This is a genomic window from Bradyrhizobium elkanii WSM2783 (genome assembly GCF_000472865.1).
Lineage (GTDB): Bacteria > Pseudomonadota > Alphaproteobacteria > Rhizobiales > Xanthobacteraceae > Bradyrhizobium > Bradyrhizobium elkanii_A.
In genome coordinates this window covers 92,932-113,643 of record NZ_AXAP01000022.1, presented here as the reverse complement: position 1 = coordinate 113,643, position 20,712 = coordinate 92,932, and the positions used below count along the sequence as shown (strand labels likewise).

The 20,712-nt window shown below is 62.7% G+C and carries 22 protein-coding genes and 1 tRNA gene; 10 read left to right on the top strand and 13 right to left on the bottom strand.

Annotated elements, in window-relative coordinates:
• The 3 genes from YY7_RS0120465 to YY7_RS0120455 form a co-directional block, all read left to right on the top strand.
• Nucleotides 1-270 (top strand): transposase (locus YY7_RS0120465; protein WP_028164848.1); only part of this gene is annotated, 270 nt, incomplete at its 5' end.
• A gap of 283 nt (nt 271-553) precedes the next feature.
• A complete protein-coding gene (locus YY7_RS0120460; RefSeq protein ID WP_028164847.1) occupies nt 554-979 on the top strand; it encodes an Hsp20 family protein in 426 nt (141 codons plus the stop codon).
• Nucleotides 980-1,028: 49 nt separating this feature from the next.
• Complete coding sequence (locus YY7_RS0120455) at nt 1,029-1,295, top strand: DUF1150 family protein (RefSeq protein ID WP_028164846.1); 267 nt, start codon at nt 1,029-1,031, stop codon at nt 1,293-1,295.
• Between the two features lie 106 nt (nt 1,296-1,401).
• Here YY7_RS0120455 and ptsN read toward each other — a convergent pair whose 3' ends face one another.
• From ptsN to YY7_RS0120420, 7 genes are all read right to left on the bottom strand, one after another.
• Nucleotides 1,402-1,863 carry a PTS IIA-like nitrogen regulatory protein PtsN gene (gene ptsN / locus YY7_RS0120450; protein ID WP_027581007.1) on the bottom strand — a complete coding sequence of 154 codons (462 nt, stop codon included), beginning with the start codon at nt 1,861-1,863 and terminating at the stop codon, nt 1,402-1,404.
• A gap of 232 nt (nt 1,864-2,095) precedes the next feature.
• Complete coding sequence (gene hpf / locus YY7_RS0120445; RefSeq protein ID WP_028164845.1) at nt 2,096-2,698, bottom strand: ribosome hibernation-promoting factor, HPF/YfiA family; 603 nt, start codon at nt 2,696-2,698, stop codon at nt 2,096-2,098.
• 77 nt (nt 2,699-2,775) lie between these two features.
• Entirely contained in the window at nt 2,776-4,413 is a 1,638-nt protein-coding gene (gene rpoN / locus YY7_RS0120440; protein ID WP_028164844.1) for an RNA polymerase factor sigma-54, read from the bottom strand.
• A 94-nt stretch (nt 4,414-4,507) separates the two neighbouring features.
• The gene (gene lptB / locus YY7_RS0120435) at nt 4,508-5,515 is read right to left on the bottom strand and encodes an LPS export ABC transporter ATP-binding protein (protein WP_028164843.1); all 1,008 of its coding nucleotides are present in this window, start codon (nt 5,513-5,515) and stop codon (nt 4,508-4,510) included.
• A 252-nt stretch (nt 5,516-5,767) separates the two neighbouring features.
• Nucleotides 5,768-6,466: an LptA/OstA family protein gene (locus YY7_RS0120430; RefSeq protein ID WP_028164842.1), complete on the bottom strand. Its 699-nt coding sequence runs from the start codon at nt 6,464-6,466 to the stop codon at nt 5,768-5,770.
• A complete protein-coding gene (gene lptC, locus YY7_RS0120425) occupies nt 6,463-7,206 on the bottom strand; it encodes an LPS export ABC transporter periplasmic protein LptC (protein ID WP_028164841.1) in 744 nt (247 codons plus the stop codon). Before lptC ends, YY7_RS0120430 begins: the two co-directional genes overlap by 4 nt.
• A gap of 163 nt (nt 7,207-7,369) precedes the next feature.
• The gene (locus YY7_RS0120420; protein ID WP_028164840.1) at nt 7,370-7,984 is read right to left on the bottom strand and encodes a ribonuclease D; all 615 of its coding nucleotides are present in this window, start codon (nt 7,982-7,984) and stop codon (nt 7,370-7,372) included.
• 321 nt (nt 7,985-8,305) lie between these two features.
• Between YY7_RS0120420 and YY7_RS0120415 the strand changes: the two genes are divergently transcribed.
• From YY7_RS0120415 to YY7_RS0120405, 3 genes are all read left to right on the top strand, one after another.
• Nucleotides 8,306-8,935 (top strand): class I SAM-dependent methyltransferase, encoded by a 630-nt coding sequence (locus YY7_RS0120415; protein WP_028164839.1) that lies wholly within the window; start codon nt 8,306-8,308, stop codon nt 8,933-8,935.
• A 118-nt stretch (nt 8,936-9,053) separates the two neighbouring features.
• Nucleotides 9,054-9,893: an FkbM family methyltransferase gene (locus tag YY7_RS56670; RefSeq protein ID WP_051396815.1), complete on the top strand. Its 840-nt coding sequence runs from the start codon at nt 9,054-9,056 to the stop codon at nt 9,891-9,893.
• 3 nt (nt 9,894-9,896) lie between these two features.
• Nucleotides 9,897-10,658: a glycosyltransferase family 2 protein gene (locus YY7_RS0120405; RefSeq protein WP_028164838.1), complete on the top strand. Its 762-nt coding sequence runs from the start codon at nt 9,897-9,899 to the stop codon at nt 10,656-10,658.
• Nucleotides 10,659-10,735: 77 nt separating this feature from the next.
• Here the strand turns inward: YY7_RS0120405 and YY7_RS52290 are convergent, their stop codons facing one another.
• From YY7_RS52290 to YY7_RS0120390, 3 genes are all read right to left on the bottom strand, one after another.
• On the bottom strand, nt 10,736-12,463 hold the full coding sequence (locus YY7_RS52290; protein ID WP_051396814.1) for an arylsulfatase: 1,728 nt from the start codon (nt 12,461-12,463) through the stop codon (nt 10,736-10,738).
• Entirely contained in the window at nt 12,460-13,440 is a 981-nt protein-coding gene (locus tag YY7_RS0120395) for a formylglycine-generating enzyme family protein (protein WP_028164837.1), read from the bottom strand. The genes YY7_RS52290 and YY7_RS0120395 overlap by 4 nt, the downstream gene beginning before the upstream one ends.
• Nucleotides 13,441-13,653: 213 nt before the next feature.
• A tRNA-Leu gene (locus YY7_RS0120390) sits at nt 13,654-13,740 on the bottom strand.
• Between the two features lie 154 nt (nt 13,741-13,894).
• Here YY7_RS0120390 and YY7_RS0120385 point away from each other — a divergent pair.
• Entirely contained in the window at nt 13,895-14,884 is a 990-nt protein-coding gene (locus YY7_RS0120385; protein ID WP_028164836.1) for a complex I NDUFA9 subunit family protein, read from the top strand.
• Nucleotides 14,885-15,144: 260 nt separating this feature from the next.
• Here the strand turns inward: YY7_RS0120385 and YY7_RS0120380 are convergent, their stop codons facing one another.
• On the bottom strand, nt 15,145-15,951 hold the full coding sequence (locus YY7_RS0120380) for an undecaprenyl-diphosphate phosphatase (RefSeq protein ID WP_028164835.1): 807 nt from the start codon (nt 15,949-15,951) through the stop codon (nt 15,145-15,147).
• Between the two features lie 267 nt (nt 15,952-16,218).
• Here YY7_RS0120380 and YY7_RS0120375 point away from each other — a divergent pair, with 267 nt between their 5' ends.
• Both YY7_RS0120375 and queG read left to right on the top strand, forming a co-directional pair.
• Nucleotides 16,219-16,911 (top strand): glutathione S-transferase family protein, encoded by a 693-nt coding sequence (locus tag YY7_RS0120375; protein ID WP_028164834.1) that lies wholly within the window; start codon nt 16,219-16,221, stop codon nt 16,909-16,911.
• Complete coding sequence (gene queG / locus YY7_RS0120370) at nt 16,860-18,056, top strand: tRNA epoxyqueuosine(34) reductase QueG (protein WP_028164833.1); 1,197 nt, start codon at nt 16,860-16,862, stop codon at nt 18,054-18,056. The genes YY7_RS0120375 and queG overlap by 52 nt, the downstream gene beginning before the upstream one ends.
• On the opposite strand, the gene YY7_RS0120365 is transcribed toward queG, so the two are convergent.
• Together YY7_RS0120365 and YY7_RS0120360 are read right to left on the bottom strand one after the other, a co-directional pair.
• Complete coding sequence (locus tag YY7_RS0120365; protein WP_028164832.1) at nt 18,046-18,516, bottom strand: nuclear transport factor 2 family protein; 471 nt, start codon at nt 18,514-18,516, stop codon at nt 18,046-18,048. The two genes, queG and YY7_RS0120365, sit on opposite strands and share 11 nt — an antisense overlap.
• A gap of 204 nt (nt 18,517-18,720) precedes the next feature.
• Nucleotides 18,721-19,512: an alpha/beta hydrolase gene (locus YY7_RS0120360; RefSeq protein ID WP_028164831.1), complete on the bottom strand. Its 792-nt coding sequence runs from the start codon at nt 19,510-19,512 to the stop codon at nt 18,721-18,723.
• A gap of 223 nt (nt 19,513-19,735) precedes the next feature.
• Here YY7_RS0120360 and infC point away from each other — a divergent pair, with 223 nt between their 5' ends.
• Nucleotides 19,736-20,275: a translation initiation factor IF-3 gene (infC, locus tag YY7_RS0120355; protein WP_130229242.1), complete on the top strand. Its 540-nt coding sequence runs from the start codon at nt 19,736-19,738 to the stop codon at nt 20,273-20,275.
• The last annotated feature ends 437 nt before the right edge of the window (nt 20,276-20,712 follow it).

The window sequence follows — 20,712 nt, the reverse complement described above, 5'->3', positions numbered from 1 at the left end:
GTCGTCATTCTCGACAATCTCGGCAGTCACAAAGGCAAGCTCGCCCGCAACGCCATCCGCGCTAGGGGCGCGCATATGCTCTTCCTGCCGCCCTACAGCCCCGACCTCAATCCGATCGAACAGGTCTTCGCCAAACTCAAACACCTGACGCGCGCCGCGGAGCCCCGCGATGTCGAGGCAACCTGGCGAAAGGTCGGAGAACTCCTCGATCTCTTCTCACCCGAGGAGTGCGCCAACTATCTCAAAAACTCAGGATATGTTTCCGTATAAAAACATCACGCTCTAGATCCGCCGTCCCTCCCTCGTCATTCCGGGGCATCGCGTAGCGATGAACCTGGAATCCAGAGATTGTGGCGTGGGATTCCACGTTCCCGCTGCGGGGGCCCCGGAATGACCGGTTTAACACGGCAAGGAGCGGATTAATCCTGATTCCAGAGGTGCTTGAACCCACCGCGAATCGCCCCCATATTCGCTCATGACCGGAGGGCAAGAGGCTCATCGGTTGCATGGGGTGCCGCAAGGGCCCCTCAAAGTCGCTTCGAGAGGACTTTGGATGTCTCGTGTTCCAACGTTGTCCAGTCCGTTCCTTTTGGGATTCGACGAGATCGAGCGTGCGCTCGATCGGGTCGTGAAAGGCGCCGACGGCTATCCTCCATACAACATCGAACGGTTTGACCGGTCCAACGGCCACCCCGAACGCCTGCGCATCACGCTGGCAGTGGCGGGGTTTACCCGCGACCAACTCGATGTGACGGTTGAGGAAAACCAGCTCGTGATTCGTGGCCGCCAACAGGAGGACAAGGCTCGGCAATACATCCATCGCGGCATTGCCGCGCGCCACTTCCAGCGCACTTTCGTGCTGGCGGAGGGGATGCAGGTGCTGGGCGCCGATCTGAAGAACGGGCTGTTGTCGGTCGATCTGGCCAGGCCGGAACCTGAAAGGGTCATTAAGACAATCGCCATCAACGAACACGAATAATGGAACGAGGAGCGGACTCGACCGCTTATTCGACAGAGGAGTCGAGACCATGAGTGAAGTGAGTACGACGTTAGAACGCGATAGCGTGTCCCCGGAGGCGCTGGCCCATCTGGGCGAGGGTCATATTGCCTATGTGAAGCAGGTCCGTTCCGAGGATGTACCGGATCTCTTTCCCCAGGCGCCGAAGATTGCGCCGGGACTCAAACTCTTCGCGCTCCATGCCGCCGACGGCACGCCGATGATGCTGACCGATAGCCGGGAAGCCGCGGTCGCCAACGCCTGGAGCAACGAGCTGCAGGCCGTCAGCGTGCACTGACGCGTTGGCTGACGAACGCGACAAACTGCGAATTCAAATGCGCGGGCTGTCTTCAATTGAAGACGGTCCGCGCATTTTTTTGTCTCGTGAAGAATGCGTGCGAGCGCTAAGCCGCGCTTGCCGGCGGCAGCGCTAGCACCGAGTAGATCGCCTGCGCGTCGCGGGAAGCACGCAGCTTCTTGGCGACGTCCTGGTCGCGTAACAGGCGGGCGATGCGCGCTAGGGCCTTGAGGTGATCGGCGCCGGCGCCTTCGGGGGCGAGCAGGAGGAAGATGAGGTCGACCGGCTGACCATCCATCGCCTCGAAATCGATCGGGCGCTCCAGGCGCGCGAACAGGCCGAACAGCTTTTCCAGCTTCGGCAATTTACCGTGGGGAATGGCGACGCCGTAACCGACTGCGGTGGTGCCCAGCTTCTCGCGCTGCAGCAATACCTCGAAGATCGAACGTTCGTTCTGCCCCGTAAGAGTTGCGGCCCGCGCGGCGAGCTCCTGCAGCGCCTGCTTCTTGCTGATAACTTTCAACGCCGGGAGAATCGCCTCGGGTGCGACCAGATCGGTAATCGTCATGGGGCGTTCCGAGGGTGAAGTGAACCGTCAAGTTGCGAAATAGGTTGTCAGGCGCAGGCGTCAAGAAGATGAATCGGGAAGCGGCTTTTTAGCCCAGATCCCGATCGGGCGGCTTCTACTCCAAGGCATGAGCCGTGCCAACTCCCGCCGGCTAGTTCCCTTGAGCCTATGCTTAAGGGCGGCGGACCATAGGGACGGCCACGGGGCGCGTCAATGCGGAACGGCATAACCATCATGGATTAACCACGGGGGGATCGACCCAGCCCACATTGCCGTCCGCCCGGCGGTAAATGATGTTCACACGGCCGCTCCCACCGTGCTGGAAGACCAGGCAGGCTGCGCCGGTCAGGTCCAATTCCAGCACCGCCTCGCTGACCGACAGCCGCTTCAGCGAAGTGGTCGCCTCGGCGATGATCACGGGACTGTATTCGGTGACTTCCCCTTCGCCTTCCGCCGGCGCCTCGATCACATAGCTTGGCGCATCCAGGGGGACGCCGTTGAGCTCGGCAAGGGCGGCGGAGGCCGCGTAGGCCTTGCGGGCCGAGCGGTCCTTGAGCCGGCTCTTATAGCGGCGCAGGCGCTTCTCGATCATCAGGAGCGCGGCGTCGGCGCTGGCATAGGCGTCGGGGGCGTTCGAATCCGCTTCCAGCGTGATCCCGGAATCCAGGTGCAACGCACAGTCGGTGCGGAAGCCGAAGCCGTCCTTGCTCAGCGTGATATGGCCGGAATAGTTGCCGTCGAAATATTTCTTCAGAACCTCATCGGTGCGCTCGTTCACGCGTGCGCGAAGCGCCTCGCCGATTGAGATGCTCTTTCCCGAGATTCGAAGGGTCATTGCGTGCCTCTATGCCTATGAAACCCCCGATCGCTTCGGAGGGGTACCAAGACTAGCGCGATTTAACGCGAACGCAATTACACCGGTGCGGTATCGCGCGACCGGTCCGGAGAGGAAGCAGGTGCTGAAAGGGCGTTTCCAAGCATGCTCTGTTTGTCGCGGCGGCGCTGCACCGAGGAAGGAATTCGCATCGCTTCGCGATACTTCGCGACGGTGCGGCGGGCGATATCAATGCCCGACGCGCGCAATCGTTCCACGATGGTATCGTCAGAGAGGATCGCGGACGGCGATTCGGCGTCGATCAACTGCTTGATGTGATGACGCACGGCTTCGGCAGAATGCGCCTCACCGCCGTCGGCGGAGGCGATCGACGCCGTGAAGAAGTACTTGAGTTCGAAAGTGCCGCGATTGGTCGCCATATATTTGTTGGCGGTCACACGCGACACCGTCGATTCGTGCATCTGGATCGCATCCGCCACGGCTTTCAGATTGAGCGGCCGCAGGTGCGCCACGCCATAGGTGAAGAAGCCGTCCTGCTGGCGCACGATCTCGGTTGCAACCTTGAGGATCGTGCGGGCGCGCTGATCGAGGGCGCGCACCAGCCAGGTCGCGTTCTGCAGGCAATCCGTAAAATAGGACTTGTCGCCGTCCTTTCGGATCGTCTTGGACAGTTCGGCATAATAGGTCTGGTTCACCAGGACGCGTGGCAAGGTGTCGCTGTTGAGCTCGACATGCCAGCCGCCATCGGGTCCCGGCCGCACATAGACGTCCGGCACCATGGTTTGCGTCCGCGACGTGCCGAACTTCAGGCCCGGCTTCGGATCGAGCCTGCGGATCTCGCCGATCATGTCGGTGATGTCTTCGTCGTCGACGCCGCACAGCTTCCGCAGCGATGCGATATCACGCTTGGCGAGGAGATCGAGATTTTCGACCAGGGCTTGCATCGCAGGGTCGTAGCGATCGAGTTCGCGGAGCTGGATCGCCAGGCACTCGCTCAAGTTTCGCGCGCAGACACCGGGAGGATCGAATTTCTGCAGCACCGAGAGCACTGCATCGACCTCCTGCTGCGGCGCACCGAGCCGCTCAGCGGCCTGTCCGAGGTCAGGCGGCAGGTAGCCGGCCTCATCGACGAGGTCGATCAGATACTGCCCGATCATACGCTGCGAAGGCGAGGCGAACGCGACCGCAAGCTGCTCGGCGAGATGGTCGGCAAGCGTCAGCTCGGCGGCGACAAAGGCTTCAAGGTTGTAGTCCTCGTCGCTCGAGGCACCGCCGCCCCATTCGGTATAGGCGGTCGGAGCCGCGTCTTTCGCGGCACGTTCGGCAGCCTCCGCCGGCTCCTCGGAGAAGACATTTTCGAGCCCGGTATCAAGCGTCTGCTCGATCTCGGCGCGGCTGCCGAGATCACGATTCAGCCATTCTTCCTGGCCCGGCTCGAAGCCGTCGGCGGAACTCGCCGCCTCGCCACCGGCTTCGCCATAGCTGGAACCGTCAGGGTCAGAAAATTCCTGCCGCTCCATCGCAGGCTCGCCCGGCACCGGCGGTTCCGGACCGTCGCTACTGCGTTCCAGCAGCGGGTTCCGTTCCAGCTCCTCCTCCACGAAGGCCGAGAGGTCCAGGTTGGACAATTGCAGCAGCTTGATCGCCTGCATCAACTGCGGCGTCATTACCAGCGACTGCGACTGGCGGAACTCTAGTCTCTGGGTCAGTGCCATGGAGGCAGGAACGGTCCAAAAAAGAAGTTGGCTCGATTCTTGCTTAGCCTAGTCCAAGGCCAATGTACACGGCTTGACGGATCGGAAAGAAGGACTAGAGGCGGAATTCTTCGCCAAGGTAAAGTCGGCGGACATCCGGATTGTTGACGATCTCATCCGGACTGCCTTCCGTCAAGATTTCCCCGGCGTAAACGATGTAGGCGCGGTCGGTCAGGCCGAGCGTTTCCCGCACATTGTGGTCGGTAATCAGCACCCCGATACCGCGATTGGTCAGGTGACGGACCAGATCCTGGATGTCCCCGACCGCGATCGGATCGATGCCGGCGAAGGGCTCGTCGAGCAGCATGTAATTGGGACGCGTCGCCAATGCGCGGGCGATCTCGACGCGGCGGCGCTCGCCGCCGGATAGCGCGATCGACGGTGTCTTTCGCAACCGCGTAATGTTGAACTCGTCGAGCAGCGCATCGAGTTCCGCCTCGCGCTTCTTCCTTGAAGGCTCGACCACTTCAAGCACCGCGCGGATGTTCTGCTCGACCGACAATCCGCGGAAGATCGAGGCTTCCTGCGGAAGATAGCCGATGCCGAGGCGGGCGCGCTGATACATCGGTAGTTTCGTTACATCGTGGCCATCCAGCTCGATGGCGCCGCGATCGGCCTTGATCAGCCCGGTGATCATGTAGAACACCGTGGTCTTGCCGGCGCCATTGGGGCCGAGCAGGCCGACCGCCTCGCCGCGGCGGACATAGATGCTGACGCCGCGCACGACCTGGCGGCTGCCGAAACTCTTTTCCACGCTATGCACAGCCAGATAGCCCGGGCGCCGGATCAGGCGCGGCGCCGCGCTGGCGGCCTTGGTCTTTGCGGGCTTGGCGGCGCGCGGACGCGACCTCTCCTCCCTGGGCGGCTCGGGCGCCGGTTGCGGATGCGGCACTTCCAGGCCGGGCATCGAGGCGGCACGCGCCACCGGCGGCGTATCCCGGACAGAGCTTGTCAGCATCTCGCCAAAGGAATCGTCGAGCGCGGTGATGTCCTCACGCGAACGCGCAAAGCCGGAACTGCGTTTCGCAGGGCGCCTTCGGAACATGCCGAATATGTCCACCATCCCGCTTCGCCAGCCTTTCACGGTGTCCCCGGGGACTACGCCCGCGGCCTAATCGATTCGCTCGCGAACCTTGAATGTGCATGGATGCCGCTGCCCTGCGGAATCGCTCGCCCACCCCTGGCGCGTTCCACCACCGGACGTCCACTCTCTGTTCGGAAAACCGGTTCCCATTTTTCCGGATCATGGCCTAGATACAGTCTCGCCCCGCCGGCTTCAACCTCGCCGCCTCAAGATATTCAGTAAGTCATTGATTTATTTCGACTTACTGGACGACGATCCGCCAGACGGGCTACCGGGCGGAGCCGGGCAGCCCCCTTGCCCGCCGCCGCCTTGCCCGCCCTGTCCCTGCTGGATCAGGGCCTGCACCCTGCCGCTATCGGATTCCACGCGCGAGACGCCGGTCGTCATGTCCACCAGCAGCCGATCGCCGCGCAGCACGTTCTTGCACTGCGTCAGCACGACGCCGCCAAGCATGGTGATGAGATTGGCCTTGGTGTCGAAGATCGCGGTCTCCCCGGTGACGACCTGGTCTTTCTGGGTGACCACGACGTTGCCCTTGGCCTCCAGCCGCTTGATCGAGGAGCTGCCGCCCGGCCCCGGCTGGGCCGACTGCATCGGCGCAGATTTTGCGCTCTTGGCGTTCGACGGCGGCGGCGAGCTTTGTCCCGAACTCGATTCATAGAACACGACGAGCGTCTTCGACGTCATGGTGGTGTCGCCCTGTACCACCTTCACATTGCCGGAGAATGTCGCTTCCTTTTTCTTGTCGCGCATCTCGAGCGCCGCCGCCTCGATCTGGATCGGCTGGTCGCGATTCTGGGTAAAGCCCTGCATGGCGTTGGGCACGCCGGAGACTGCGCCCTGCGCGCGCACCAGACCCGGTGCGATCATCGCGAGCACGAAGGCCGCCGTTGCAACACCGCGCGAAGAAAACTGCTTCATGAAGATCATTTCGTGTTGGCGGACTTGCCTGAGCCCGAGCGCGTTTTCTGTGGTGGCGGCGGCGCAGGTGCGGGCGCCGGCTCCGGTTCAGCCTGGGCCGGCGGATTATCCATGATCAAATTCATCACGACATTGCCTTCGAAGCGCACGAGCTCGCCGTTGTTGTAGATCCGGAGCTTGTCGGCGGTCAGCGTGCCGTTCAGCAATTTGACGTCGACATGCTCGTCCGACGTCACCGTGCCCTTGTTCATATCGACGAAGGCTTGCGAGAGCTTGGCCTCATAGCCGGTCGACGATTGCAGGAAGATGTCCTTGCGCAGGTCGAGCTGCTGCTGCTTGCTGTCGAAGAAGCCGGTGCGCGCATCCAAGGTCACCGTGGTGCGGTCTTCCATCAGCATCTTTGCGCGCAGGGTCTGGAGCTCGACGTGATCGGGGTCGGTGAGGTCCTGGATCGCCGCCTTGGCCCAGAGCTCGTACGGGCGCTGGTCGGTGGAGAAGCCTGCTAGGTGCGGCGATTCCATCGTGATCTTGGTGCCTGAGACGACCAGGTTGCCGATGTCGACCGGCAGCTTCGGCAACAGCATGCGGAACGGATTGAAGACCGACACCCCAACGATCGCAAGCAATGACAGCACCACCGCCGCAGGGACCGCGATGCGCAGAATCCGCACCATCCGGCTGTGGCGCTCGGCGGCGGCAAAGCGCGCCTCGAGGCCGGCTAGATAGGCTGGGGTCTGGACCGAATTCACCGCTACTCCAAGGGCGCGAAGTCTGGCAAAGGCTTACATCATTCTACCCGGGACCGCCGGATTGCGCAGCCGGGACGTCGCGTCGCGACTGCCGCACACTCGCGTTACGAGTGTGACCGAAACGGGGCGGACGGACGCCTTATCACGCCCGCCTCGGACAGGTTCAGGAATGCGCAAAAATATCTTCGGCTTCCCAGCCGCCGAGATCGAGCCGGGCGCGGGTGGGCAGGAATTCGAAGCAGGCTTTCGCCAATTCGGTACGACCCTCGCGCGCCAGCATGGCATCGAGCTTTTCGCGCAGCGCATGCAAATGCAGCACGTCAGACGCGGCATAGGCAAGCTGCGCCTCGCTCAGCGTCGGCGCGCCCCAGTCGCTCGATTGTTGCTGCTTCGACAGTTCGATATTGAGCACCTCGCGCACCAGATCCTTCAGCCCGTGACGGTCGGTATAGGTGCGGCTGAGGCGGGACGCGATCTTGGTGCAGTAGACCGGTGTCGGCATCACCCCATAGGCATTGTAGAGCGCCGCAAGGTCGAACCGCGCGAAGTGGAAGATCTTCAGGATATTCGGATTGGCGAGCAGCGCCTTCAGGTTCGGCGCATCGCCGGGCGCCGTTGGCACCTGCACGACGTCGGCGGTGCCGTCGCCACCCGACATCTGCACCACGCAGAGCCGGTCGCGATGCGGATTGAGCCCCATGGTTTCGGTGTCGATCGCAACGGCATCCTTGTAGCGGGACAGGTCCGGCAAATCGCCGCGGTGCAGGCGAATGGTCATGAAAGCGTGCCTCAGGTCAAAAAAGTTCGATTCGAGGCGCGACACTAGCCTCCAAAGCGCGAGGAGGCGAGCGCCGGGAGGCCCTCAGATGCATCAAAAATGACCATTTATCGGGGTTTTCCGTTGTACCAAGCAGGGCAGTCGGGTGGCCCGCAAAGGATGTGCCACGGCCCGCGCTTGTCCTTGTAGAAACTAGGGAATTTTGCGTCGTTTGTTGATAGGATCGAAGAGGCAGGAACCGGGTGAATCTGCCGTAACCTGGGTTGCGCGCTGCGCTCCACCCGGGCCACCGGCTGCAAGCTGGACCAACGGAGCAAACCCGTGCACAGCGAGAATCGACAGGCTCATTGGCAAAGCGTCTACACCAGCAAGTCCGAGAACGAAGTCAGCTGGTTTCAACATAGCCCAACTCCTTCAATCGAATTGATCATGCGGGTCGGAGCGACGCGCGCCTCCGCTATCATAGACATCGGCGGCGGTGCTTCACGTTTGATCGATAACCTCATCGAGAATGGGTTCGAAGATGTGACCGTGCTCGATATATCCGAAGCTTCGCTGCAGGTTGCCAGAACCCGTCTTGGGGACCGGGCTACAAAGGTCGATTGGATCGTCGCTGACGTCACGACGTGGGAGCCGCGAAGGACCTACGACATCTGGCATGATCGTGCCGCTTTCCACTTCCTGACCGAGCAGCGCGACCGCAGTGCCTATGTCGACCGCTTGAAGCAGGCGGTGAAGGTCGGAGGCCACGCGATCATCGCCACCTTTGCATTGGACGGACCGGAGCGCTGCAGTGGCTTGCCTGTGGTGCGCTATGACCCTGAAAGCCTCGGCCGGATTCTGGCTCCCGCGTTCCAGCTCACCGACCACCGACAACATAGGCATGCGACGCCATGGAGCACGCAGCAGTCGTTCCAGTTCAGCGTATTCCGCAGGACCGACCTCCCCTGACCTTGGCAGCGTCTGGACTTTAGCGCGCCCGCTTTGTACGGACGATCTCCTCCCGAAGAGGCCGGGAGATCGGGATACGATCAGGACGATGCGCCGAATACCCAGACCGCTCCAATCGATGAAGCTCCTGCTCGCCTGGATGATGCCGCAAGGCACGTCGTTCCAGACCTATGCAACAGGGTCGAAGCTGCGCTTCTTCGTCCAGTGCCGCGACGTCATCGGCCGTCACATCGCGAAATATGGCCGGTTTGAACCGCAATTGACCGACTGGATTGGCGAGTACCTGCAAAACCGACCGAAGGGGATCGTCGTCGACGTCGGCGCCAATCTCGGCTGGCACGCGGTGCATGCGGCTCAACATGCCTCCGTCACCACCGTGGTGGCGTTTGAACCGGATGCGACCAACGCCTGGCTGCTCGATCGCAATCTCACGATCAACGACATCGACAAGGTCGTTGTCTACCCTTGCGCGGTTGGAGCCGCCGCCGGGCACGCGCACCTGCACCGTTACAAGAGGTCCAACAACGGGCGCCACTCGCTGATCAAGAACTATGGCCTGGGCTCGCGCATGGTCCCGCTGACCGACGTCGATTCCGCGCTCGACGCCCTTGGGCTGGCGCAGGACAGAATTTTGTTGATGAAGATCGATGTCGAGGGCTTTGAGCCCGCGGTTCTCGCCGGCGCCGTCAAGGCACTCGAGCGCGCCGATGTCGTCATCACGGAGTACTCGCCTCAATTGAGCCGCGACGGCGATCTGTCGGTCGAAGGGATGGTCGATCGGCTGCTTGCGGCTGGATTTGTCCCGCATCAGCTCGCTGGCACGTCGTCCAAGGCCGTCCGCGTTGAGCTCAAGGATCTGCGGCGCATCGAAGACCAGACCGATATCCTCTGGATCAAATCGACGACGAACGGTAGCCCGATGGCCGCATCCGCGCAGGCCGAGCCATCTGCGGGATGACGCATGCCGCGGCTGTCGCTCATCGTCATCACCAAGAACGAAGAGCACTGCATTGCGCGGTGCCTGCGTTCGGTTGATGCGGACGAGATTATCGTGGTCGACAGCGGCAGCACCGATCGAACGGTGGAGATCGCCCGCGAGATCGGCGCGCATGTCGTCGTGACATCGGATTGGCCGGGATACGGGCCGCAGAAGAGTCGCGCGCTCGAGCTGGCGCGAGGCGACTGGGTCCTGTCGCTCGACGCCGACGAATGGATCGAGCCGGAATTTGGGAAGCGCATCAGGAGCGCCATCAATGCGCCGGACGCGCCTGCCGCCTACCAGACGCTGCGGCGATCGCGTTTCTGCGGCAAGGCGCTGAGATTCGGAGGCTGGTCTTCCGACTACATCGTTCGGCTATTCCAGCGCGGACAGGCCCGGTTTTCCGACGATTTGGTCCACGAGGGACTGATCGTGGACGGCCCCATCAGGCGGATCGATGTCACCATCGAGCATGATTCGATCGAATCCTGGTCCGACGCCGAGGACAAGATCGACCGCTATTCCCGAGCCGCGGCCGAGCAGATGAACGCCCGCGGCCGCCGCGCGGGCCCAGTCGCTGCGCCGTTGCATGGTCTGGCCGCTTTCCTGAAAGTCTACGTTCTGCGCCTGGGCTTCCTGGACGGCGCCGCCGGCTGGGGCGTGGCCCAGTACAACCGGCAATATTCCGCCGCGAAATGGCGGCGTCTCGCGGAATATTCAGCGCAAGCCAAGCGTGAGCGTTGATGGCAGCGAGCCGGAGAGCTTGTTCACATGCTCGGCGGCCTTGCCGTTAACGATTTGCGGCATGGCTGAGCGCGGCGCTAATTGCCTGTGCCAACCGTCCCCCGTCTCCTCGCCGCCTTCAGATCAGCGATTGCCTCGTCCATGATCGTTGTCGGCACGAAGCTTGGCGGAAACGAACGCGGCGGAAACTCCTTGAATGTGGCCACGAACTGGAAAACATCGTCCATTGCGCCGTAGACCCCACCGATCTGATTGAGATTCCAGTCCCAGTAGGTGTTGGAGGTGATGTCCGCCCGCTCGAACGGATCCTGGAACAGGTTATAGATCTTCTGCAGGCGCAATCTCGTGAAAGGCTCGGCCCAGACCTGCAGCTGCCCCGGAGCGCGTTGCTCGGCATAGACGTATTTGTAGTCGCCCTTTCGAAAGGCGACGAGCAGACCATCATCGTCGGCGTAGAAGAACTTGTCGCGGGCGCTCTTCACCCCGTTGTTGTTTGCCGCGGTCCCGCTCACGTTGCGGAGGAATTGCGACTGATCGTAGCCGTCGAGATGCACCTTGTAGTTGATGCCGTTGGCGGTGTAGCCGGCGCGCAGCTTGTTGACGATATCGCCTTCACCGGCGATCGCGCACAGCGTCGGTATCCAGTCGTTGTGGCTCATAAGCTCATTGGTGACCGTTCCGCCCTTGATCACGCCGGGCCAGCGAACCAGGCAGGGCACGCGGAACGCGCCTTCCCAATTGGTGTTCTTTTCCGAACGGAACCAGGTCATGGCGCCATCCGGCCAGGTGTTCATGTGAGGTCCGTTGTCGCTGGTGTAGACGACGATGGTGTTGTTCGCGATGCCCATGTCGTCGAGCGCGCGGAGCAGGGCCCCGATCGTGTCGTCATGCTCGATCATGCCGTCGACATACTCGCTGTCGCCGTGCGTGTAGCGCCCGCGATGGCTGTCGCGCACATGCGTTCGCAAATGCATGCGCGTGGAATTGAACCAGCAGAAGAAGGGCCGCCCCGCCGATTGCTGGCGCTTCATGAAATCGATCGCCGCCGCCGAGGTCTCGTCGTCGATGGTCTCCATTCGCTTCTTGGTGAGTGCGCCGGTATCCTCGATCGTCTGCTTGCCGATCCTTCCGAAGCGCGGATCGACGGTGGGATCGTCGCGGTCGGTGGCCTTGCACCTCAGCACCCCGCGCGGTCCGAATTTCGCGCGGTAGGCGGGATCCTTCGGATAGTCGGGCAGCTCCGGCTCTTCTTCGGCGTTGAGGTGGTAGAGATTGCCGAAGAACTCGTCGAAGCCATTCACGGTCGGCAAGGTTTCGTTGCGATCGCCGACGTGATTCTTGCCGAATTGCCCGGTCGCGTAACCGAGCTGCTTGAGCAGGCCGCCGACTGAAGGATCACGCTGGCTCATTCCCATCGGCGCCCCGGGGAAGCCCACCTTCGTCAGTCCGGTCCGGATTCCATGCTGCCCGGTCAGGAAGGCCGCGCGACCTGCCGTGCAGGACTGCTCGCCATAGTAATGCAGGAATCTGATCCCCTCGCGGGCGATCCGGTCGATATTGGGCGTCTCATATCCCATGAGACCGCCGGAATAGGCGCTGATATTCGTGATGCCGATATCGTCGCCGAAGATGACGAGAATGTTCGGCTTGCGGTCGCCGGGCAGTGGCGATGCGGCGGGAGCCGGCGCGGCGGACTTCTGGTCCTGGCCGAGCGCCTCAGAGGTCAGCGTTGCGGCGACCAGGGCCGTCCCGCTCAAAAGCAAGTTGCGGCGATCGAGAAACGACTGTTTCCTCTCCGAATTCATCGTTCACTCCCATTTCTGACTACGCACCTGAAACCGACATGGCTCGTCGACGTGTCGACCGGTTCGGCATGCCGGGCGGCGGGCCGATACCGGCGGCAATAGTTCGGCGCGCACAGATGCGAGCCGCCCTTTAAGACTTTGCGGGGGATGCGGATGTTCGGTTGACCTGGATCAAAGCTCGCGCGCTCGGGGCCGCCGCGCGGATTCTGCGGAATGCAGCAAGGTTTGGCGCTATCGGCTTCGTGACGGGCCGACCACCAGTCGGCGGTCCATTCCCAGACATTGCCGATCATGTCGTAGATGCCGTAGCCGTTCGGCGGAAATGCCGTGACGGGCGAGGTACGCGGAAAGCCGTCTTCGCAGATGTTCTGGATCGGGAAGTCGCCTTGCCAGGTGTTGGCCATGTGCCTGCCGTCAGGCGTCAGCGTGTTGCCCCAGGCGTATTCCTCACCATCCAGACCGCCGCGCGCGGCAAGCTCCCATTCGGCTTCGGTGGGAAGCTGCTTATCTATCCATTTGGCGTAAGCGAGCGCGTCGGCATACGAAACGTGCACCACCGGATGGTCGTCGTGGTCCTTGATGTTGCTTGCGGGTCCGTACGGTCGCCGCCAGTTGGCGCCCTTCATGAACGTCCACCACTGGCTCCAGTCGCGCAGATTGTGCACGCGACGTGGCGGCGAGAACACCAGCGAGCCGGCATAGATCATCTTCGGCAGGGCGCCGGGATAGTCTTTCGGGTTCGGCGGAATCTCCGCCGTGGTGACATAGCCGGTCGCGTTGACGAACGCCTTGAACGCGCGGTTGGTCACCGGCGCGCGGTCGATCCAGAAGCCGTCCACCCTTACCCGATGGCTGGGCGCCTCTTCGGGGTAATGATTGTCGGAACCCATCCGGAAAGTGGCGCCGGGAATCCAGATCATATCGCCGGCAGCGAGATCGGTCGGCCCTCGCGTGCCTTCGCTGCCCGGCTCCAACATGCGCACTTCCCGACAAGGATCAGCGACTGTCGCCTGCACGTCCCTGAAATTCAGTCAAAGCGGTCAAGGACGTGGCGAAAATCTACCACAGGTGGCGAGCCGGAAAAATGTCACTGCTGCTGACCTACGAGCGTTGAGCAGTCAGGACCGTAGCCGAGCCCGGTCAGGAATCAGCGGCTCGAAATCAGCGATTCAACCCCTTGCAAAGAACGGTGGTGCCCAGGAAAGGACTCGAACCTTCACGGCCGTGAGGCCACTGGCACCTGAAGCCAGCGCGTCTACCAATTCCACCACCTGGGCACGTGGCGGGGTTAGTAAGGATCGGTCGCGCGCTTGTCAAATAGACGATTGGAAACTCAAATAGTCTGTACAGGGTGACCGCGATGGCGTATCGCGACATCCGGCCCAACAGGCTCCAAAATCGCAGCTATTTCGACCCCGCAGGAACTGACCCATGGCATCGAACCTGGAAACGCTCGTCACGGTTTTCGGCGGATCGGGCTTCCTGGGGCGGCACGTGGTCCGGGCGCTGTGCAAGCGGGATTACCGCATCCGCGTCGCCGTCCGGCGGCCGGAACTGGCCGGGCACCTGCAGCCGCTCGGCAAGGTCGGCCAGATCCACGCCGTCCAGGCCAATCTGCGCTACCCGGCCTCGGTGGTATCAGCGATGCGTGATTCGCACGTGGCCATCAACTTGGTCGGCATCCTCGCCGAAAGCGGCGAACAGACCTTCGAGGCGGTCCAGGCCAAGGGCGCCGAGGCGGTGGCCGCGGCTGCGAGCGCCGAGGGCGCCCGCGTGGTGCATGTCTCGGCGATCGGCGCTGATGCCGATTCGGCTTCCGCCTATGCCCGCGCCAAAGCGGCTGGCGAGAAGGCGGTGCTGGCGGCCTCGCCATCGGCCACCATCTTGCGCCCGTCGCTGGTGTTCGGGCCGGAGGATCAGTTCACCAACCGTTTCGCGGCGATGGCCCGGATGTCGCCGGCGATCCCGCTGGTCGGCGGCGGCCTGACCAAGATGCAGCCGACCTTTGTCGGCGACGTCGCCACCGCGGTGGCCGATGCCGTCGACGGCAAGACCAAGCCGGGCGCGACCTACGAGCTGGGCGGCCCGGAAGTGCTGACCATGCGCGAGATCATGGAAACGATCCTTGAGATCACCGATCGCGACCGCGCGCTGGTGTCCCTGCCGTTCGGCCTTGCCAGGATCCTGGCCGCGTTCCTGCAATTCGCGCCGGGCGCGCTGAAGCTCACGGCGGATCAGGTCGAGCTGCTGCGCAAGGACAATGTGGTGTCGGATACGGCCAAGGCCGCCGGCCTCACCTTCGAAGGGCTGGGCATCACCCCCGATTCGCTGGAAGCCATCGCCCCGCAATATCTCTGGCGCTTCCGGCCGGCCGGGCAGTTCGAGCGCAAGAACGCGTATCGTCCGCCGTCCGGGGCTTGATCCGGCACGCATAACCACGAATGTCGATATGAAGCGAAGCTACGTCCGCAGCTTCCCGCCTCTCCCCTTGTGGGAGAGGCCGGAACGCATGCAGCGAAGCGGAATGCGATCCGGGTGAGGGGTCTCTCTCAAGGGACTACCGTACTCGCGGAGAGAAACCCCTCACCCGGATTTCCCGCTGACGCGCGAAATCCGGCCTCTCCCACAAGGGGAGAGGCGGAACGGAGCAAGCGAAGAGATTCCGTACAGCCGCCTGACCCTTACCTTCCGAGCGCCAGCGCGATCAGGCCGAGCGTGCCGACGATCACGCGCCACCACGCGAACAGGGTGAAGCCGTGGCGCGTGACATAGGAGAGGAACGTCTTCACCACGACCACGGCGGTGACGAGCGAGACCACGAATCCGATTGCGACGATCCATAGATTGTCCGTCGTCATCTCGGCGCGGTTCTTGTAGAAATCATAGGCGAAGGCGCCGATCATGGTCGGGATCGCCAGGAAGAACGAGAACTCCGCCGCCGCGCGCTTGTCGGAGCCGAGCAGCATCGCCGCGACGATCGAGGCGCCGGAGCGCGACACGCCCGGGATCATCGCGACGCACTGCGCCATGCCGATCCACAGATACATCAGCAGCGGATATCTCGTCGCGTCATGTTCGCGCGGCTTGAGCTCAAGCTGATCGACCCACAGCAGGATGGCGCCGCCGACGATGAGCGAGAAGCAGACGATCCATGGATTGAACAGAACACTCTTGATGTATTTGCCGGCAATGAGGCCGACGATGACGGCGGGCAGGAACGCGACCAGCACGCCGATGACGAAGCGCCGGTCATCCGCATTGGAGAACATGCCGAGCGCGACCCGCGACAATTTGCCGAAATAGAGTCCGACGATGGCAAGGATCGCGCCGAGCTGGATCAGCACGGTGAAGCTGTCCCAGAAGGCACCTTCACCGAGACCGAAGAATCGTTCCGCCAGCAGGAGGTGGCCGGTCGATGAAACGGGCAGGAACTCCGTGACGCCTTCGATTATGCCCAGAATCACCGCACGTAACGTATCGGTCATCATGATGTGGCCTGCTTTTGCTGGAGAAATCGGGTGCTTCTCGCCTATTCCCCGTTTTGCTGCAATCGCTAAAAACGCCAAACATGGGTTGCCTGATTCGTCTATTGGCTAGAGCATGATCCGGAGAAGTGGCAGGCCGTTCTGCGCAAAGATCATGCTCAAACAAAGACATGGGACCACGATCCGATTTCATCTGATCGCATCGTGAATTAGTGTCCCGGGTCTGCTGCGGCTTCGACAAGATCAGGCCGTGAACTGCTGAAGGACTTCATGTACACGCTGTTTCATCATCCGTTCTGTCCGCATTCCCGTTTCATTCGCCTGGTGCTCGGCGAATACGGGCTCGATCTGCGGCTGGTGGAGGAACGGGTCTGGGAACGTCGCGAGGCCTATCTGGCGCTCAATCCGGCGGCAACGACACCGACCTTGATCGCCGAGGGTTTCCCGCCGGTTCCCGGTGTCGGCGTGATCGCCGAATATCTCGACGAGGCGCATGGGCTCAATGCCGGCGACCGGCGCCTGATGCCGACCTCGATGGCCGAACGCGTCGAGGTGCGGCGGCTGATGTCGTGGTTCAACGACAAGTTCTTCGAGGAGGCCTCCAATCCGCTGGTGACCGAGCGCATCTACAAGCGTTTCATGAGCGAGGAGGATGGCGGAGGGGCGCCGAATGCGGAGGTGCTCCGCGCGGGCAAGGCCAATGTGCGCTATCATCTGACCTATATCGGCTGGCTGGCGCGGACGCGGAACTATCTCGCCGGCGACCGGCTCACTTACGCGGATCTCGCCGCCGCGGCGCATCTTTCGGCGATCGACTATCTGGGCGACGTGCCATGGAGCGAGGACGACGCAGCAAAAGCGTGGTACGCGCGGGTGAAATCCCGCCCGTCGTTCCGCCCGTTGCTCAGCGAATGGCTGGCGGGCGTGCCGGCGTCGCGGACCTATGTGGACCTCGACTTCTGACCCCACCGCCCAAGCTTTCACCGGCCAATCTCAAATCCGCGCTCGAGCACGAGGCCCGCGCGCTCGGCTTCGACTGCATCGGGGTCACCGATCCCGGCGCGATCGGCGGCGCGGCGAAATATTTCCGCGAGTTCCTCGACCTGGGCGGCCATGGCGACATGGATTGGCTCGCAGCGCATCCTGAGCGCCGCAGCGATCCGCGCGTGCTCTGGCCCGGCGTGCGCTCGATCATCATGCTCGGCGTCAACTACGGGCCGGACCAAAACCCGCTCGAGATCCTGAAGCACCGCGACCGCGGCGCGATCTCGGCCTACGCGCAGGGCGATGATTATCACGACGTGATCAAGAAGCGGCTGAAGGCGCTGGCGCGGTGGCTGGTCGCGGCCAGCGGCGATGAAGTGAAGGTGTTCATCGACACCGCGGCCGTGATGGAAAAGCCGCTCGCGCAAACCGCCGGCCTCGGCTGGCAGGGCAAGCACACCAATCTGGTGTCGCGCGAGTTCGGCTCATGGCTGTTCCTCGGCGCGATCTTCACCGCAAGCGAGCTGCCGCGCGATGCCGCCGACATCGATCATTGCGGCTCCTGCACCGCCTGCCAGGACATCTGCCCGACCGCGGCATTTCCCGCGCCCTACAAGCTCGATGCGCGGCGCTGCATCTCCTATCTCACCATCGAGAGCAAGGGACCGATCCCGCGCGAATTCCGCAAGGCGATCGGCAATCGCATCTATGGCTGCGACGATTGCCTCGCGGTGTGCCCATGGAACAAGTTCGCGCAGACCGGGCGCGAAGCGAAACTCGCAGCGCGCGAGGCATTGCGCGCGCCAGTGCTTGCCGACCTCGTGCGGCTCGACGATGCCGCGTTCCGCGCGCTGTTCTCGAAATCGCCGGTCAAGCGCATCGGCCGCGACCGCTTTGTCCGCAACGTGCTGATCGCGATCGGCAACTCCGATGATGCCGCCTTGGCCGGCGAGGCCGAGCGCTTGCTCGACGATGCAAGTCCGCTGGTTCGCGGCGCAGCGGTGTGGGCGTTGTCGCAACTGATGGAGCCACAGGCATTTGCCGCGCTGGCCTCCAAGGCTATCGATGCGGAGACCGATCGACGCGTATGCGAAGAGTGGCGGCTCGCGGCCCTTACTTCATGAGATGCCGCGCCATTTCGGGACGCGCCTTCAGCGCGTCACCCTGCCTGGCGACGATCTTTGCGATTCGCTCCGGCGCAAAGTGCATATCGACGAAGGCAGGCGCGGTGTTGGCGACCTCGTGATATTCCGCGATGCGGCCATCGCGAAGGCTCATGATGGCGACGCCCTCGAACATCGCCCGCGCGCCACCTGCCTCCGGCAGCGTCGAGCGGTAGCTGAAGGTGTAGCGCGCATAGAGCGTATGGCCGTCGCTGACGGGGTCGTGCATGTCCCAGCGGAAATCGGACGCGGTGCGATAGAACAAATCGTCGATCATGCCAGCGATCTCGGCATGCCCCGTGAAGGCGCCATAGAACACGTCGTGATAGACGCCGTCTTCCGTGAACAAATCAGCGAATGCAGCGCCCTTCTGCTGTTCGACCGCATCGCAGAAGGCGCGAAGCAGGCTCGTTGTGTCCATTGTTATTCCTCCCTGCCGTCATGCCCCGCCACCGGGTCCCGCCTTCGGCGGGCCCGATGACAGGCTCCGGCGGGGGCATCCAGTATTCCAGAGACTTCGATGGGAATCGATAAGCCACGGCGTACTGGATCGTCCGCCGGAGCCTGTCATCGGGCGGCCATTCGGCCGACCCGGTGGCGGACGATGACAGCGGGGTGTGGCCCGCTACCCCATCTCCTTCACTGCGGCGATGATCCGGGCGATGTCCTGCGGGCGCGACAGGCGGTGGTCGCCGTCCTGGATCATGGTCAGCACCACGTCCTCGCTTGGCAGCCGATGTGCCAGCGTGAACGCGTGCTGCCAGGGCACGTCGGGATCCTGCGCGCCTTGCAGGATGCGCACCGGGCAGCCGACATCGATCTTGGCCCCGAGTAACAAATGATTACGCCCCTCCTCGATCAGCGCCCGCGTGATCGGATAGGGCGTATCGCCATATTGCGAGGGCCGCAGCCAGACGCCCCTGGTCTCGATCTCGGCACGAATTTCCGGCGAAAAGCCCTTCCACATCAGCTCTTCGGTAAAATCCGGCGCCGGCGCGATCAGCACCATCCCCGCGAGCGAGGCGCTGATATCAGCACGCCTGGCAAGCTCGCGCGCCAGCAATAGCGCCATCCAGCCGCCCATCGAGGAGCCGATCACGACCTGCGGCCCGCTGCAGAACCGCACGAACACCGCGACACTCTCCTCGAGCCAGCGGCCGATGGTGCCGTCGATGAACCTGCCTCCGGATTCGCCATGGCCGGAATAATCGAACCGGACAAAGGCGCGTTCCTGTTCCGCGGCCCACCCGTCGAGCGCGACCGCCTTGGTGCCCTTCATGTCGGAATTGAAGCCGCCGAGCCAGAATAGCCCGGGGTTACGACCTCCGCGCGCACGCACCGCAATGCGGCGGCGTTCGGCGCTGTTCCCTACCTCGATGAACTCTGGTTCCTGGTCGATCGTCGCGGAGGTGGTCATGGGATCGTCATTCTCATCAGTGCGTTTTCGATGGGCACGGGCAAACCGTGAGCAGGGAACGTGTCTCGCCTTGTAGAGTATCCGCTCACCAAATATCTGCCCTATCGCGTGACCTAAATGCCGCGCATTTGACGGTTTTAGGATGCAACTTGCGAGCACGCTTGCCCGTTGCCACGTATTGCTTCAAAATATCGCCTTCCTTCACAACTTTGGAGAGTTACCCATTCGCCGTCCCAATAGAGCCCCGCCCGCTGTCGCCAAAGACGGGCCGCGCACCAACGATGAAATCCGCAACGCGCAGATCCAGCTGATCGACCAGAACGGTACCAATATGGGCACCGTGGAAACCATGGTGGCCATCAAGATGGCCATGGAAGCCGGTATGGACCTGGTCGAGATTTCGCCGAACGTGAGTCCTCCGGTCTGCAAGATCATGGACTACGGCAAATATAAATATTCTGCGCAGAAGAAAGCCGCCGAAGCCCGCAAGAAACAGAAGGTCGTCGAGATCAAGGAGATCAAGCTCCGTCCGATGATCGACGATCACGACTACGACGTGAAGATGCGCGCGATGCAGCGCTTCTTCGAGGAAGGCGACAAGGTCAAGATCACCTTGCGCTACCGCGGTCGTGAAATGGCGCACCAGGAAATCGGCACCAAGCTGTTGGACAAGGTCAAGGCTGACGTCGCGCAATACGCCAAGGTCGAGCAGGACGCGAAGTTCGAGGGACGTCAGGTCGTGATGGTGCTGGCGCCGCGCTGAGGCGAATTGTCGATCGATGAAAGGAAACGCCCCGCCGGACCGATCCGGCGGGCGTTTTCGTTTCCCTTCCCGCAACCCTCCGCCGTCATTCCGGGGCGTCCGAAGGACGAGCCCGGAATCCATCGGGCGGCTGAGTACGCGGCTAAATGGATTCCGGGCTCGCGCTTCGCGCGCCCCGGAATGACGGCGGAGGGTGTCGGGTCCGCCGGAAGCTCTAAAACATTGACCTTCTGCGGAGGTCGCGCTTGCGGGGGAGGCAAGAGACCCCCTCGTTCCGGGATTGCCAATTCGCCCCTACTCTGCCATAAGCGCAGCCTTCGCCGCCCGGCTGATCAAGGGCTGCCGTGGCGACGTTCTGTGCGGGTTGTTTCATTTGCGAAAAACCTGAGCACATTCAACGCTCTAACGAGCATTTTAGTCGGCCGACGCCCCCCCCG